Here is a 14556-nt window from a genome sequence, read left to right as displayed (position 1 = left end):
TACACGGGAAACTGTATACTCACATTATGTTATAGATTGGAGATGATATTTTGTTCAAAATCAGTGCATTTTCTAGGCTAAGCAAGGTATCCTTAAAAACACTGCGTTATTACGACCAGATTGGCATACTTAGGCCGAAAAAAGTGGATCAGGATACGTGCTACCGTTACTATTCCGCAGATCAGCTTCTTGAGCTCAACCGAATTTTAATCTATAAGGAATTGGGTTTTACATTGCCTCAAATTAAACAGCTGCTTCAGGAAAATATTTCATTAGAAAATATTCAAGGCATGTTTAAGCTGAAAAGAAGCGAAATCCAGCATATCATCGATACGGAACAAGCTAAACTCGTCAGGATTGAGGAGCGTATGCAGCTTATAGAAAAAGAGGGTCAATTCGAAACGGGTCAAGAAATCAGAGTCAAGGCAGAGGCTGCTCAATGGTTTCTTTATCAGAAAGCATGCGGGAAAGAAGAGGACATTCCGGATTTGCTTCGCCAATTTGATCAGTTTATAACGACGGAAAATCGTCAATTAATTATAGGTCCTCAGGTTGTTTTGTGGAAAGAAGTCGAAGGAAAAGAGGATGAGTTTGAGTTTGAAGTCGGGTATTTTTTAACCTGTGAGCTGCGATCATTTCCAGAACCGTTTCAGCTACGGACTCTTCCTCCTGAACCGATGATGGCCACAATGGCTTTTCATTCAAATACTAATTTTGATTGTGCGGCCTGTGTTCATTTAGCTAAATGGATTGAGAAAAACAACTATCAGATCAAGGAGAACGAACCGGGCAGGGAGTTGTATTTACCGTTAACTGCAGAACGAGATGCACAATTCATAGAAATACAAATTCCCATTATAAATAGATAACTGAAGAAGGTGGAGTGGGGGAAATTGAAAAATAAACGGATCATTTATATTCTGGCACTGGCTGTTTTTCTGATTGGAACCATTGAATATATTATTACGGGAGTTATTGAGATGATCGCTGTGGACTTGGGAGTATCTACTTCTGAAGTTGGATTATTGGTGACTGTGTTTGCCCTCTCTGCAGCCATTGTCGCTCCTGTTTTGATTGCATTAACGATCAATGCAGATCGCAAGAAACTACTAATGATCACCCTAGGTGTGTTTATTGCCAGCAACGGACTTATGTTTGTAGATCTTGCTTATGAGACAGTACTATGGATACGTATTATCCAAGGGGCTAGCGGAGGAATCGCTACCGTTGTAGCCATGGCAATAGCGACCCGACTCGTTGAAAAAGAAAAAAGGGGCAATGCCATCGGTATCATTTTGATGGGGCTTAGCAGTTCACTAGTGCTTGGTGTTCCTTTGGGCACATTTTTTAGTGAGATGTTTGGATGGAGAGTACTATTTATTTTAATCGGATTATTAAGTATTTTCCCATTACTTATCATTTATAAAAAGGTTCCGGCAATCAAAGAAGAGGAGAAGGTTACTCTTAGAATGCAGCTTTCTATTTTAAAAAATCCAACCCTTCTGATGGCCTTGGTTATTACGCTATTTTATGTCGGCGGCTATTCCACACTGTTTACTTATATTACGCCTTTCTTGCAAGCCACGTCCTCCCTTTCCATGACCGAAATCAGCGGTGTTCTGTTCCTAGCTGGCATTTGCAGCTTTGTCGGATCAAGGCTGGGCGGACAATTGGCAGATGCAAAGGGATCGAAATTTACCATTTGTCTCGGGCTCCTGTTACAAGGGGCGACTCTGCTTTTATTCGCTCTAGCTGGAGTCAATCTCTTGGTTTTAATCTTGGTTTTAATGATTTTTATGTTAGCAACGTGGAGTATTTCCCCGGCCCAGCAACTATATCTGGTTACTCTGGCGCCTAGAAATCCGGACATTGCTCTTAGTGTAAATACTTCGTTCATCCAATTTGGCTTTGCACTGGGATCTGGATTAGGCGGGTTAGTCATCAGTCGTACATCTGTCCTATATTTGAATTGGCTGGGTTTTGCCACTGTATGCATAGCTTTACTTCTTGCCATCTTACTATTTAAAAAAAATGACAGTAGGACTAAAACTACTATGGTTATTAAATAAGAAATGGATTGGAGAACGACAAAGGGAGCTTTATCGTCGAATTTTTCATGGTAAAATAAACGTATTAGTGATCGATCTAAGGTGGAGTGGTGAAAAATGGATAAAAAGTGGTTGGCATATCGAATTTATCCAGAGCCATCTGGGACTGAGTATCAGCATTCCAATTTAATGGACAGAGCTAATGTTGAGTGTTTATTTGATTACTGTCAGATATTAGAAGCGACGATTTCGAGAGCCGGGTGGATAGAATTAATTGCCTATCATGGTTTTCAAGTGCTATATGAAATTAATGAAAAAAGTGGTTGGTTTGACTGCGATAACCTCGAAGAATTTATTTTTGAAATCGAATCACATGTCGATTCATTACCTGAACTTTAAGCTAGAGTGAAACGATATCTTAATAAAAACAAGAAGGCAGCCGATCAACACGATCGGCTGCTTTTGTTCATCTAAGAGTAATTTCTCGAATGAATAAAAGCATCCTTGACGTTTCCCAGCAAGGGAAACTGTATACTCATATTATGTTGTAGATAAAAGATGACACTGCGTTATTACGACCAGATTGGCATACTTAGGCCGAGAAAAGTGGATCACGATACGTGCTATCGTTACTATTCCGTAGATCAGCTTTGATGACCCGGACGTAATTCTGATTAAGGTCCATGCCGATGCAGCCCAATACTGGAAAAGCGGGAAGCTGGCTGAGAAGGTGATGCACATGTTCAAGCGGATCATAACCGGGATACCGGAGAGCTGAAACTCAACCAGACCGTCGAGTTAGAGCAGAGCAGACGGTTTCGGAAGCAGGCTCTACACACCTGGGAGATCAACAGGGATTCATCTGTAGGTCTCATTTGCTGTACAGCCGGAAGAAATAAATGTCACGCCTGAGGCTACTCAAGTGTTATATCTATAGAAACAGAAGAAATAGAAGAAAGGAGACCAACGTGGATTCTATGGAAGAGAAGATTAGGAGAATACAGGCCGGAGATGCCCGCCTGTTCTCAGATGTAATCAAGCTGTACCAGCAGCGGATATACCTCTACTGCTTCCGGATGCTGAACAGCAGGGAAGAGGCGGAGGATGCGGTGCAGGATGTCCTGATTAAGGCCTATCAGAATATCGGGCAATACAAGCCGCAAGCGGATTTCGTATCATGGCTCTACAAGATCGCTTACCACCATTGTCTGAATCAGTTGCGGCGGCAGAAATTTCAGCTTCAACTGCGCAAGCTGCTTCGGCAGGAGGTTGCGGTGGACAGTGCCGAACAGATGGTCGAGGACCGCCTGTTCAGCGAGCCAGTCTCAACCGCCCTGGGGAAGCTGAATGTGGAAGACCGGAATTTGTTGATTCTGCGTATTTATGAAGATAAATCGTTTGCGGAAATCGGCGAAATTCTGGGCGTCAGTACGGCTACCGTACGCAAAAGATATGAACGGACCAAAGGCAAGCTTAAAAAGGTGTTGGAGAGAAAGGAGAAACAACTATGGACAAGAGTGAATTAACCTCGGAGGAGCGGTTTCTGAAGCACGGAGACCGGTCCGCCAATTTTATCCCCGTTGATGTTCATGAACAGGTAATGACAGCGCTCGGGCTTGGCGGGATCTTACCTGCTGCAGAAGAGCAGACCCCTCTGCAGACAATTCCGCCAAACGAAGGGGCTCCTAACGTTATGCGCAGGCTAAAGACAGAAGCCGGAACGGGACGGAGCCGGAGGAGAATCCTGCGGATTCCGGTGCAGGGCTGGGTGGCGGCACTACTTGTAATGGTCTTGTTGGGCGGCGGCTATACCCAGTATTCCGGTGAACTCCGGCAGGGGGCCCAAATTCAGTACAAGGTGCTGCCCTATAAGCCACTTCTGGCAACGAAATCAGGTGGTATGATAGAGAAGCCGAATGAACCCTTGATTCCCTGGCCTGCCAAAGTGCAGCTGAGCAAAGAGGATGAACTCTACAAGATGAAATATGCAAAGGGCTACAATGCCATTGAGAAGTTGCTGCTTCCTGGAGAGTATGCCACCTATGTTATCAAACGTGAAGACGGGAAAGAAGAATCTCATCTTGGCTTATACTGCCCGCCGATCATAGTCAAGGACTATTCCACTTATAAGACCAGTGTTGAGAAGCACCACGCTCCCGAAGTGAAGCAACCGGGATATATGCCGGACGGGTATACCTTGGACGAGGCGTTTATCAAGCCTTCTTTTATAAAGGTTGAAGATGACAAGCAGTTTAAAGGCGAAAGCGAGATTGACCTAGGAGACAACTTCCGGATGACCTGGAAACGGGAGAAGGCGGAGAACATTGCCTATGATTCTTCTACACTTGTGTACAAGAAGGGGAAGATTCAGGTGAGAATCAGTGCCTCACTTGTTGATGAAAAAGCTAAACCGGCAGAAAGCTTGATGTGGACCAAAACGACAACGGTGGAGAATATTGATATTGGCGGCAAGCAGCTCATTTATCTCGAACCCTCCAGCAAAGAAAAGATTGACCTGGGGTATAAGTATAGACTGGTCTGGTCTGACCCGGAGGCGCAGATCATCTATAATGTGTCGGTTCGCCAGGAGAAGTCTGAGTTGACCAAGGATGAGGTCATCCGTATTGCAGCCAGTATGATGAATTAAACGAACACAGATATTATGCTCAGGGCTGTTTCGCTATCTATGATAGCGGGACAGCCCTCGAGCTTTTATTGCATGTGCGAAGGACTGCATATTCGTGAGATTTTATAAGAGTTCGTGCATGGCTTTCATATGAACTTCCAATTCATATTATTAATGTAGCACCAGAGAAAGGGCATAATTAGAGCTGGAAAAGATGGAATATGAAAACCAGTTTCAAAAAAAGGGCAAGCCTCAAGTGGGTACAGTGTGCTATACGGCTGCGCAATGTAACACTCGAAGTCTCCCTCTATACATAACGACCGTCTTCAGTGGTTCGAGCTTGTCCTCTATGTATAACGACAATCCCGCTGTTCTGTTTTCCGATACAAGTGTAACACGACTGAAAACCGGTCATAATACCCTTCGAGCCTGTTGAACGGTAGCTTACGCCTGAGCTCCCAACTGTCCGGAACTCCGTAAGTTGCTATGATACCTCCGTTGATACCTAAGTTGAATGAGAAGCCCCTTTCAGTCTAGAGTTTCCTTGACCCTTTTTCTCGTTGAGAGGTTTGCTTTTTTGGTGAAAATCAACGAGGAGGCTGAATAACGATGCGAGGCTGTATCAGCAAACGAAAGAATGGAACCTATGCATACACGATTGAACTCGGGAAACATCCTGTTACACAAAGGAGACGTCAGCGCCTCAAAGCCGATTTTGCTACATGGAAAGATGCTGAACAAGCCCTTGTGAAGGCATTAGCTGATCTTGGACGGGGAAGTTGCATAGCGTTCCACTACCCCAACAGCAAAATTCAAGTGCTTTATGAAATCAATGAAAAAAGTGATTGGTTTGACTGCGATAACCTCGAAGAATTTATATATGAAGTCGAATCACATGCCGATTCATTACCTTAACTTTACACTAACGTGAAAAGATAACTCAATAACGACACACAGGCAGTCGGTCAATGGATCGGCTGCCTATGTTTAACTAACCGGCAGGACACTTCCAATATGTGGTATTCTAAGGTATGGGATTTGAACAGGGGGGAGCTATGTTGACGGAAATAAAATATCCAGTTAAGAATCCTTCAAGAATTGGAACTATTATAGGCATGATTGCTATGATATCGAGTCAATCTATTCTTGGATTGAGATTATGGAATCAGAGGGGGGTATTCTACGCTTCGTTAACTGTGGTTCTTTTGTGTTTAGTTTTATTGTTACTCGCATTGTACAGAACTTTTTTTAAGAAACCAACGGAGTTATGCCTATCCAACGAGCAAATTTTATTAAATGGAAATATTATTAATTCAAAGGATATTAAAGTGATAATGACCAGGGGGTACTTTAAACCTGTTATTGGGATATTACCTTACAGGAGGAAGATCGTCCCATTGGATATGGCATTTAGGTATTCAAAGGATGAAGATAGAGGTATCTCGGATTTAAAGAGTTGGGCAAAAATGAACAATGTTAAGATGGTCAATAAATCGTTTCAAACGTGGATATAAGTGTATTCAAAAGCACTATTAGGCAGTTAAATGCGGTATTATATGGTACGATTATCCATAAGAGATGAGGTGCCTTTATCAAGAAAAGATATGCTTTCCTAATCGTTTCCATATTATTATTTGTGATGGCTTATACAAAACCAAGTAGTCAATATTATGATAATTACCTCCATAAGGTTCACGGTCTTAAATGTGACAGTTCCGAAAGCGCAAATTACTTTCATACTATTAATGACTTGAAATCATCAAGTCTCACACATCAGATTATTTTTATGACAGCAGAAACAAAAATTTTTGGAGAGGCAGATAATAAAATACGAGTAGTAGGTATTTTCAATCATTTTTTTGTAATAGAAAATCGTCTTCATCCTAAATCAGATAATAACAATAATATCGAAGTTCCGTTAAGCTAACCGGCAGGATTGTTTAGAAAGTCCTGATTGTATTTACCTATGCTTACTGTTAATCTAAACAATAGAGATGCTAACAAAGGAGCATAAACCTTATCATGTGGAATACTCTGTAAAGATTAACAATTTGAAAGGATGCCTGAAATAGTGACTACACTATTTTATTAGGTATGCTTTTCTTTAATCTTACAGGGTGTGCAGGGAAAGGTGTATCATATACCCCTCTTGCGGATACCTGATGGTATCCGCTTTTATTTGTGGGAAACAGCATCTCTATTGATTCCTACCTGTTTATCCTTCTACTAGCGAGTGGAGGAACTTTATTATGCGATCGAAATTAGTCTTGATTGAGGGAATGCCAGGATCTGGTAAAACAACAACTGCTCAGCTCGTTCATGAAATTTTTACGGAAGTGAACATTACATCCCAGCTTTTTTTAGAAGGGAATTTGGAACATCCTGCTGATTATGATGGAGTAGCTTTCTTTAAGAAAACTGAATGCGATGAATTATTGAATACCCATAGAAAGTTTAAAGATTTGTTGAGTAATCTAATGATTCAACAAGATAACGATTACTTCCTAGAATATCGGAAAATAAAAAATGAAGTCTGGTCAAGTTTTCCAGCTGAATTGCATCACGCAGTTTTTAAACATGATATTTATGAATTGCCGCTAGATCAAAATAGGAAACTGATAACAGAACGATGGAAGAAGTTTGCGGATCGTGTTTTGTATGGCGCAGACACCTTTGTTTTTGATTGTTGTTTTATACAAAACCCTGTAACTATAGGGATGATTAAACATGGTGCGAAGAAGGAAGAAGTTATAAGTTATGTTATAGAACTGGCTACAATTGTAGAGCGGCTGAATCCATTGTTGATATACGTACAGCAGAATGATCTTGATCATTCTTTCAAAAAGGCTGTAAAGGAAAGACCTCAGGAATGGTCAGAGGGATTTATTGAATATTACACGAATCAGGGGTATGGAAAAGAACAAAATTATAAAGGGTTAGATGGAGCACTACAGGTTCTTAAAGCAAGAAGGGAACTAGAAGAAGAGATTTTTAACAGATTAAACATTACTAAAATAAAAGTTGATAACTCTTCTTATAATAAAAACGATTATAAGCAAGTTTTAGAGGGCATTTTATCAGAATAATATAAATCAATAAACTAATGAGAGATTGGATTCTTATGATTGCAGGCTGAGAAAGAGGGCAATCTATTAAGCTTACGGGCAGGATTACTTCATCAATTGTCGAATCCTTTGCTTGAATATTTCTATAAAGGAGGGGATGGAAATTCAGATACGAGAAGTTGTAGCAAATGATTATGCTGAAGTTGTTTTTTTATGGAACGATGTACTTGGTGTTCGCAATGTTAATATTGAAAACTTCCGAGTTACTATGGAAAACATGAATAAGGCTGGAAATTACAAAACATTCGTTGCATTATTTGAAAATGATGTGGTTGGTTTTGTCACTATAGTTCAGGCGTTATCCGTAGGGTCTTTGAGTGGTTATCTACATATTCAAGGGCTTGCGGTTAAAAAGGAATTACAGCATAGCGGGATAGGTACAGAACTACTAAAACACACTGAGAATTATGCTAAAGAAATGGGAATCTCAAGTATTATTTTATGTAGCGGATTTAAACGAACCGACGCCCATGCTTTCTATGTACATAATGGTTATGACAAAGATTCATACTGCTTTGATAAGTTTATTAAACTTGACTAATTCTGAATATGTAATAGCAGAGTAGCCATTTTGTATTAAGTTAACGGATAACGATAACTCAATAGCGACACACGGGCAAGTCAGCGTGGAAGAACAAAAGAGACTCCAGAACAGTAGGAGCCTCTTTTTGCTACGGTATGATTTTTTTTAAAAAAATATGTTGCATTCCCAAGTTACATCTCCATCTTTAATTGTTGCTATTGTGGAAGGATAAGAGGGCTTCGGGAGTAATGCCTTCAGGATACTCTTGTTCCCAAACGGCTTTCTCTGTATAAGCTTTATACCACATATCAGCGATCACATCTGGATCACTCACTCTGCCCGACCCTGGTTCCGTAATGAATAAAGCTAATGAACGGTGACCAACGTAAATCTCTTTGTCTGATAGTTCAGTATGAAGATTCGCAACATAGTTACGTAGACCCGCAATACCAACGCCTATATTACCCATCATAGCCATTGGATGTAATGCTGAGAAGCCGGTTGTAAATAGTAATGCGCCGTCTTTGCGCTCAAGCATATCTGGCAAAACTGCATTTACGATATTGATTGAACTGGCTGCGTAACCTTCGAATGAATCACGAGCATTTTCTATTGTTAATTCTAAAACTGAAGTTGGAGGATAGTTACTGGGTACAGGACTAACTTCTAAAACATCGATTTTTCCGTATTTTTCTTTAATTGCTGCAATAGCCGTTTCGATTTCTTCTCTGCTGTAAATATCAGCTGTAAAGTAAGAAGATTCGATACCAATAGCTGTTAGTTCATTTACCATTTCTTGAAGTTTCACTGCATTTCGCGCAACTAATGCGACTTGAAAGCCTTCCTTACCGAATCGTTTTGCCAAAGATAATCCTAATCCTTTACCTGCTCCAATGACCGCTAATGTTTTCATTTGTTAATCTCCCTTATCCTTGATTTTTCATTGCAATTGTAGTTACATTTGATGCTATACATCATATTATGTATAATTAGTATGCTCAATGGTCAATATTTATCAATGTGATAATTAATAGTCATAATGGTGATAAATGATCGATATCTTTATTGAAAGGAAGCTTTTAAATGGGAAAAGATAAGGTAGACCTCCGTATTTTAAAAACAAGGAAGGCTATTAAAGAAGCCTTCTTGACATTAGTTCAAACAAAAGGTTACGAACGGATAACGATACAGGACATTGCCGTGGAAGCTATGATAAATCGAAACACTTTTTATTTACACTATGTGGACAAACCTAGTTTGATGGAGGATTTATGTCAGGAAAGTATTGGGAAATTAAACGCTTGTATTAACTTAGAGATAAGAGATATCGATGAAATGAATAGGGACATATTTATTTCAATCTTAAGCGAAACGTTCAAAGCGATCGAAGCGGACATTATTTTCTTTAAAGCGATGCTTAGTCAGAATGGTCATCCTAACTTTTCGACATATTTAAAAGAAGCATTAAAAAATATTATGCTCTCCGGTATCGGTGAGCTTTATAATAATCAAAAAATGAAAATTGGTTTAGAGTACATGATTTCAGGATTAGTAGGTGTGATTTGTATGTGGATTACAGATTCTAAGAATATGGTAGTGGAAGAGGTCGTCGAACATTTGAGCGAAATTCATTTTCATAACGTAATGGACTTGTTAAAAAACAAATAACTGCAATAGAACTACGCTCAGACACCAATTTTCGTTAAATTTGATCATATTACACGTTCCAAGATGCTACCGGATTCAATTGGCCTTTAACTAAACACAGAACATTAATCCTAGAGTTACTGGAGGTTGATGCGCTGTGTTTTTTTCTGAGGATTTCTTCGTTTGCTTCGCGCTATAGAAAATGTTGAAGTTAATATTCAGTTGAGGATGTCATCACTATCTGTTTACGATTTAGAGTTAGAGTTAGAGAAGGTCAAGCGAAAAAGGAGCTTTCTCATGAACACAGATCCTAAAGTACTTATTGTAACTTCGGCATTTGGAGACGGGCATGTCAAAGTAGCAGAAGCGATAGATCATTCTTTTAGACGTAGAGGGATCAGCCGGATTGTCACCATGGATCTTTTTGCTGCAGTCTACCCTAGTCTGAATGAGCTGTCCCGCAGATTCTATCTGAACACCACAGGTTATACTCAAGAATTTTATGGATTAGTGTACAAGTTGACGAGTAGGATGAAACCAGACCAATTCATGGGCAGATGGATTCATTCTATGGGCAAGCGGAAAGTGCAAAGGATCATCGACGAGATCGGACCGGATATTATCATTCATACCTTTCCTTATTTGGCCGCTGCAGAGCTTGCATCAACAAAGGGAAGACGAATCCCCCTTTTCACTGTCATGACGGATTATGTGGTTCATGGCAGATGGCTTCATCCACAAACCACAAAGTATTTTGTCGCTACGGAAAGCATGAAAGCAGAACTGATGTCATTAGGTATTACTGAAGAAAAGCTTGTGGTTAGCGGGATTCCGATTCGTGAAGCTTTTGAACAGACTCAGGAACGTGAAGCCCTTTTGCGTAAGCATGGACTAGATGGAAATCGGCATTATCTATTACTTGCGGCAGGGGCTTACGGCGTGTTGAGTGATATTAACCATTTAATAATAAGGGTGCTGCAGCAATCAAACTTCGATGTAGTGGTATTGTGCGGGAATAATCATAAGCTCCAGATGGCTACGGAAGAGCTTTTTCAAGAGAATCCTCGGGTTCACATACGGGGTTATACAGAAGAAATGCAGGAGCTAATGTGCATATCCTCCTGTCTGTTGACCAAAGCAGGGGGGATTACCTTGACTGAGGCGATGGCTCTAGCACTTCCTGTAATTGTCTATCGTCCGCTCCCCGGTCAGGAGGCAGGCAATGCAGAATGGTTGTCTGAGCACAATTTAATAGAGATTGCCCGAGACGAGGAGCAGTTAGTAGAGCAGCTTCAGAGATTGGAACATCTTGGGTACAAGGATGAAAAGGTACAGGGTATGAAGAGTTTTTCCAGGAAATCAGCCGCGGATGCTATCGTTACTGAGGCTTTAGAGGTTATCAAGCTGCGGCAGCCGTCTGTTTCAGCTGTAAAATCTATGATTGTTGAAGGGCAGGCGAAGACGATTCCTGGATATTATTAGCAAGGTAGGAAGACTACGGGTTTGGGTCCTCTAATTTGAGGCTGGCTCGGAAGCTCGGGGGAATGAAGTGCTGCCTTTTCAAGTAATCACCTGTTTATTTGATTATAATTATTTATTACCAGATAAAGGGTGGATAAGATGTTATTATTTGTATGGGTGAATTTATTGAAAATGGTGCTTTATTGTCATTGGGGAGGACAAAATGTACACGAATCAGAAGATAGAGGATATTTTGCATGAAATGCTTATTAAGTCTGTGGAAATTGAAAAGTTTCCGGGATTAGCGGTCGGAATCGTAAAGGACAACCAAGTTCTGTTTACTGGTGAATATGGGACGGCAAATTTATCGACGGGTGATCCTGTAGTTCGTGGCACTTTGTTTCACCAAGCCTCTGTCTCCAAAACCTTCGTAGCTACCGCCATTATGCAATTAGTTGAGCGTGGTAAGGTAGAATTGGATGCTCCCATCACTAAATATCTGTCTTATTTTAAGTTAGTGGATGAGCGGTATCGAAATATAACAATAAGACAGCTTATGAATCATACCTCCGGTATGCCTGATGAGGAAGATTACGCGTGGGACCGCCCTGAATACGACGAGCAAAGTCTTGAACGATATGTAAAAGGGATAGGTCACCACAAGCTGTTAAGCCAACCGGGAGAGAAATTTGCCTATAGTAATATAGGATATGAGATCTTGGGAGATATGATAGCAAAAGTCAGCGATATGAGCTTCGAGCAGTATATGGAAAAAAATATTCTGGAACCGACAGGAATGCAGTCCAGTTCTTTTCTTAAACAGGAGGTTGAAGCTTATATTGCTGCACCTCATGTACTTGGAGCTACCCATGAATGCGGTGGCTGCGTTAGTAGTATTTTCCCATATAACAGGGCCCATGCCCCTAGCTCCACTTTATATACCCATGCCGAAGATATGTGCCAATATCTGCTGATGCAGCTAAACGGTGGAACAGCCGGGAACGGTAATGTAGTCCTACAGTCAGGTAGCTATAATGAAATGTGGAAACCTCATGCGCAAACAGGCTATGATCCGGAAAATGCACAGATAGGATTGGGCTGGTTTCTAGGAGAATATAAGGGTTCTCGTATTCTCTCACATTCCGGCTGGGATACTGGATTCTTAAGCAATCTGTTCCTGCTTCCCGATAAAAAAATCGCTATTTCTGTTATGAGTAATTGTGACTATGTCAACATGGGCAGTGTATGCTTCCCAATTCTTGATCTGCTGCTTGGCTCCAATATATAGAACGAGTCTGTAATAGATTTTACAACTTCATAACAAGGGGCTTCGTACTTTATAACATTCGTATCTTAAAGTACATGTAAATCAAGCCCACTTATACTATGGAGGTTATGAGAAATGAAAAGTAAAGATGTGAAATCAGCCCTCGGGGTGATCGCGATATCCGCTGGTCTGCTGGCCCTTACTGCTTTGGCAGTGCCCAAAATCGTCGCTTATACTACAGTGAACCAGAATGTGTCTCAAGCGAACGTTTCCTACACGCAAGAACTCAACCAGAAGCCTGCTGTTCAACTGGCGAGCAGCCAGATCCCGGTACTTAAGGTTGCAACCAAAACACCGGTCTCGACGATCAAGTCGTATTTTGAGCGCACAGTCACCGCTGAAGAAATCAAGCAGATTAATGAGTATGCAGAAAAGGCCAGGCTCACTGGCAAGGATGAACAGCTTACGCGGCAATTTACGGACCAGGAGAATAAGCGGCGGATGTTATTGGATGATCAATACAAGTACGATGGCTTACGGCCCAAGCAGAAGCTACCTTTGAAATCAGGGAGCTCCGAATTTTATCTGGATCAAAGCAAATTCACCTATGTATTTCCTAACCGCGAACTGACCGATGAAGAAATGCTGCAATTGATCGACTGGAATTATCGTTTTAATTATGTGGTAAGCCTCAATCTTGTCGTGGCACAGCCAGATAAGAAGGACATCAGTCAGGATGAAGCCCTACGCAGAGCAAAAGAGAGTGTAAGCCGTCTATTCGGTGTCGATCTCTCAAAGTTGCAGGCTCAGACCTCATATTATAAACCTTTCCCTGATTCGAAAGGGCAATGGTTCGTTAATTTTCTACCTTACCGGGCAGAGACACTGCGGGCTCAGGATAAGTCTTATTTCATGTATAATACGTTCGTGGATGCAAAGAGCGGGACCGTACTTGATACCACGATAGTGGATCTGTCCTATAAGAGAACTCCGATTACAGCAGCTATGAATAAACAGATTAGCCAGGACTCAAGCTGGCTTCAAGCCGCTAAAACCATTGTGGTGGACAAGCAGGGCGAGACCCGTCCGATAACCAGCTCCTCTATCATTAAAGACAGTGCATATGACAAAAGCGGAGTAGTAGCGGTCTTGGCCAAACTGAAAGACGGTAGCTCCTACACGGTAGAGCTGCGCTATCCGGAGAAGACTCTGCGCTGCCTGATCTATACACCGGTTTCCAAGTAATGAAGTGAACCAGCGTTATAAACCACTTTAGTATTTACAACCTACAGCAAGCCCCACTCGGGGCTTGCTGCTCTGCATTTTGAGAGCTGGTGGATGACTATTGTGAGAACAGGCATGGGTATAGGAATTTTTTTACAAGAAGGGATGGTTAGATGCTAGATATTAAATCCATACAAGAATGTCCTCTTCGTCAAAATGAGCTTATTGAGTATGTCAAAAAACGGTGGCCAAAAGTACAACAAGCTGTGCTCCCCAATATACAAAAAAGTTTAATCTCAAAAGGTGAGGAGTTCCCTTTTACATTTTTGCTCTTGAAACATGATGTAATCATCGGGTTTTATCAATTAATTGAGCAGGAATTTATAACTCGAAAAGATTTATCACCTTGGATTGCGCCATTGTTTATTGACGAAAGTGAGAGGGGCAAAGCACTAGGGGCCGTTTTGTTGGAGCATGCCAGAAAAATAGCTGGGCAACTAGGTTATGCAAAAGTCTACTTGGCGACGGATCATATTCTTTATTATGAGAAATATGGATTTAAAGAGATAGGTCTGGATAACTTCGAGTGGGGACGGCCCACCAAAATATATGAACATGACACTATTACATAAACG

At 41.1% G+C, this 14556-nt stretch carries 16 protein-coding genes and 1 pseudogene; 16 read left to right on the top strand and 1 reads right to left on the bottom strand.

The features are described 5' to 3' along the window. Positions 1–50: 50 nt before the first annotated feature. The 11 genes and pseudogenes from MKZ09_RS24815 (at position 51) to MKZ09_RS24770 (ending at position 8340) form a co-directional block, all read left to right on the top strand. Positions 51–869: a MerR family transcriptional regulator gene (locus tag MKZ09_RS24815; RefSeq protein ID WP_076208652.1), complete on the top strand. Its 819-nt coding sequence runs from the start codon at positions 51–53 to the stop codon at positions 867–869. A gap of 24 nt (positions 870–893) precedes the next feature. Further along, positions 894–2069: an MFS transporter gene (locus tag MKZ09_RS24810; RefSeq protein ID WP_076208653.1), complete on the top strand. Its 1176-nt coding sequence runs from the start codon at positions 894–896 to the stop codon at positions 2067–2069. Between the two features lie 96 nt (positions 2070–2165). Beyond that, on the top strand, positions 2166–2447 hold the full coding sequence (locus MKZ09_RS24805; RefSeq protein WP_076134588.1) for a hypothetical protein: 282 nt from the start codon (positions 2166–2168) through the stop codon (positions 2445–2447). Between the two features lie 159 nt (positions 2448–2606). Further along, a pseudogene (locus MKZ09_RS24800) lies at positions 2607–2699 on the top strand (MerR family transcriptional regulator); the annotation flags it as partial. Further along, complete coding sequence (locus tag MKZ09_RS34535; RefSeq protein ID WP_111506369.1) at positions 2692–2826, top strand: pyridoxamine 5'-phosphate oxidase family protein; 135 nt, start codon at positions 2692–2694, stop codon at positions 2824–2826. The pseudogene MKZ09_RS24800 and the gene MKZ09_RS34535, both read left to right, overlap by 8 nt. Positions 2827–3025: 199 nt before the next feature. Then, on the top strand, positions 3026–3574 hold the full coding sequence (locus MKZ09_RS24795) for an RNA polymerase sigma factor (RefSeq protein WP_076208657.1): 549 nt from the start codon (positions 3026–3028) through the stop codon (positions 3572–3574). Continuing rightward, positions 3556–4695 (top strand): DUF4367 domain-containing protein, encoded by a 1140-nt coding sequence (locus MKZ09_RS24790; RefSeq protein ID WP_081394456.1) that lies wholly within the window; start codon positions 3556–3558, stop codon positions 4693–4695. The genes MKZ09_RS24795 and MKZ09_RS24790 overlap by 19 nt, the downstream gene beginning before the upstream one ends. Before the next feature lie 588 nt (positions 4696–5283). Further along, positions 5284–5589: a hypothetical protein gene (locus tag MKZ09_RS24785; RefSeq protein ID WP_076208655.1), complete on the top strand. Its 306-nt coding sequence runs from the start codon at positions 5284–5286 to the stop codon at positions 5587–5589. Between the two features lie 140 nt (positions 5590–5729). After that, positions 5730–6188: a hypothetical protein gene (locus tag MKZ09_RS24780; protein ID WP_076208656.1), complete on the top strand. Its 459-nt coding sequence runs from the start codon at positions 5730–5732 to the stop codon at positions 6186–6188. A gap of 735 nt (positions 6189–6923) precedes the next feature. Beyond that, positions 6924–7760, top strand: a complete 837-nt coding sequence (locus tag MKZ09_RS24775; RefSeq protein WP_076205067.1) for a hypothetical protein — start codon at positions 6924–6926, stop codon at positions 7758–7760. A gap of 136 nt (positions 7761–7896) precedes the next feature. Next, entirely contained in the window at positions 7897–8340 is a 444-nt protein-coding gene (locus MKZ09_RS24770; RefSeq protein ID WP_076205064.1) for a GNAT family N-acetyltransferase, read from the top strand. Positions 8341–8527: 187 nt separating this feature from the next. On the opposite strand, the gene MKZ09_RS24765 is transcribed toward MKZ09_RS24770, so the two are convergent. Continuing rightward, positions 8528–9235, bottom strand: a complete 708-nt coding sequence (locus tag MKZ09_RS24765; RefSeq protein ID WP_076205061.1) for an SDR family NAD(P)-dependent oxidoreductase — start codon at positions 9233–9235, stop codon at positions 8528–8530. A 170-nt stretch (positions 9236–9405) separates the two neighbouring features. Here MKZ09_RS24765 and MKZ09_RS24760 point away from each other — a divergent pair, with 170 nt between their 5' ends. The 5 genes from MKZ09_RS24760 to MKZ09_RS24740 all read left to right on the top strand — a co-directional run bounded on the left by MKZ09_RS24760 (position 9406) and on the right by MKZ09_RS24740 (position 14553). Continuing rightward, positions 9406–9990 (top strand): TetR/AcrR family transcriptional regulator, encoded by a 585-nt coding sequence (locus MKZ09_RS24760; protein ID WP_076205058.1) that lies wholly within the window; start codon positions 9406–9408, stop codon positions 9988–9990. 276 nt (positions 9991–10266) lie between these two features. Continuing rightward, positions 10267–11451, top strand: coding sequence for an MGDG synthase family glycosyltransferase (locus MKZ09_RS24755; protein WP_076205055.1), 1185 nt, complete (start codon positions 10267–10269; stop codon positions 11449–11451). A 202-nt stretch (positions 11452–11653) separates the two neighbouring features. Next, positions 11654–12718 carry a serine hydrolase domain-containing protein gene (locus tag MKZ09_RS24750; RefSeq protein WP_076134579.1) on the top strand — a complete coding sequence of 355 codons (1065 nt, stop codon included), beginning with the start codon at positions 11654–11656 and terminating at the stop codon, positions 12716–12718. 114 nt (positions 12719–12832) lie between these two features. Then, positions 12833–13942: a hypothetical protein gene (locus MKZ09_RS24745; protein WP_076134578.1), complete on the top strand. Its 1110-nt coding sequence runs from the start codon at positions 12833–12835 to the stop codon at positions 13940–13942. Positions 13943–14094: 152 nt separating this feature from the next. Beyond that, the gene (locus MKZ09_RS24740; protein WP_076134577.1) at positions 14095–14553 is read left to right on the top strand and encodes a GNAT family N-acetyltransferase; all 459 of its coding nucleotides are present in this window, start codon (positions 14095–14097) and stop codon (positions 14551–14553) included. The last annotated feature ends 3 nt before the right edge of the window (positions 14554–14556 follow it).

This window comes from Paenibacillus sp. FSL R5-0908 (assembly GCF_038006245.1).
GTDB lineage: Bacteria > Bacillota > Bacilli > Paenibacillales > Paenibacillaceae > Paenibacillus_AQ > Paenibacillus_AQ odorifer.
This window is presented reverse-complemented; position numbering and strand designations above follow the sequence as displayed.

Excerpts from the sequence above, each read along its gene's own strand:
- MKZ09_RS24780 (WP_076208656.1), top strand. The coding sequence starts at position 5,730 with ATGTTGACGGAAATAAAATATCCAGTTAAGAATCCTTCAAGAATTGGA.
- MKZ09_RS24750 (WP_076134579.1), top strand. The coding sequence starts at position 11,654 with ATGTACACGAATCAGAAGATAGAGGATATTTTGCATGAAATGCTTATT.
- MKZ09_RS24755 (WP_076205055.1), top strand. The coding sequence starts at position 10,267 with ATGAACACAGATCCTAAAGTACTTATTGTAACTTCGGCATTTGGAGAC.
- MKZ09_RS24785 (WP_076208655.1), top strand. The coding sequence starts at position 5,284 with ATGCGAGGCTGTATCAGCAAACGAAAGAATGGAACCTATGCATACACG.
- MKZ09_RS24775 (WP_076205067.1), top strand. The coding sequence starts at position 6,924 with ATGCGATCGAAATTAGTCTTGATTGAGGGAATGCCAGGATCTGGTAAA.
- MKZ09_RS24760 (WP_076205058.1), top strand. The coding sequence starts at position 9,406 with ATGGGAAAAGATAAGGTAGACCTCCGTATTTTAAAAACAAGGAAGGCT.
- MKZ09_RS24740 (WP_076134577.1), top strand. The coding sequence starts at position 14,095 with ATGCTAGATATTAAATCCATACAAGAATGTCCTCTTCGTCAAAATGAG.
- MKZ09_RS24795 (WP_076208657.1), top strand. The coding sequence starts at position 3,026 with ATGGAAGAGAAGATTAGGAGAATACAGGCCGGAGATGCCCGCCTGTTC.
- MKZ09_RS24805 (WP_076134588.1), top strand. The coding sequence starts at position 2,166 with ATGGATAAAAAGTGGTTGGCATATCGAATTTATCCAGAGCCATCTGGG.
- MKZ09_RS24745 (WP_076134578.1), top strand. The coding sequence starts at position 12,833 with ATGAAAAGTAAAGATGTGAAATCAGCCCTCGGGGTGATCGCGATATCC.
- MKZ09_RS24765 (WP_076205061.1), bottom strand. The coding sequence starts at position 9,235 with ATGAAAACATTAGCGGTCATTGGAGCAGGTAAAGGATTAGGATTATCT.
- MKZ09_RS24770 (WP_076205064.1), top strand. The coding sequence starts at position 7,897 with ATGGAAATTCAGATACGAGAAGTTGTAGCAAATGATTATGCTGAAGTT.
- MKZ09_RS24790 (WP_081394456.1), top strand. The coding sequence starts at position 3,556 with ATGGACAAGAGTGAATTAACCTCGGAGGAGCGGTTTCTGAAGCACGGA.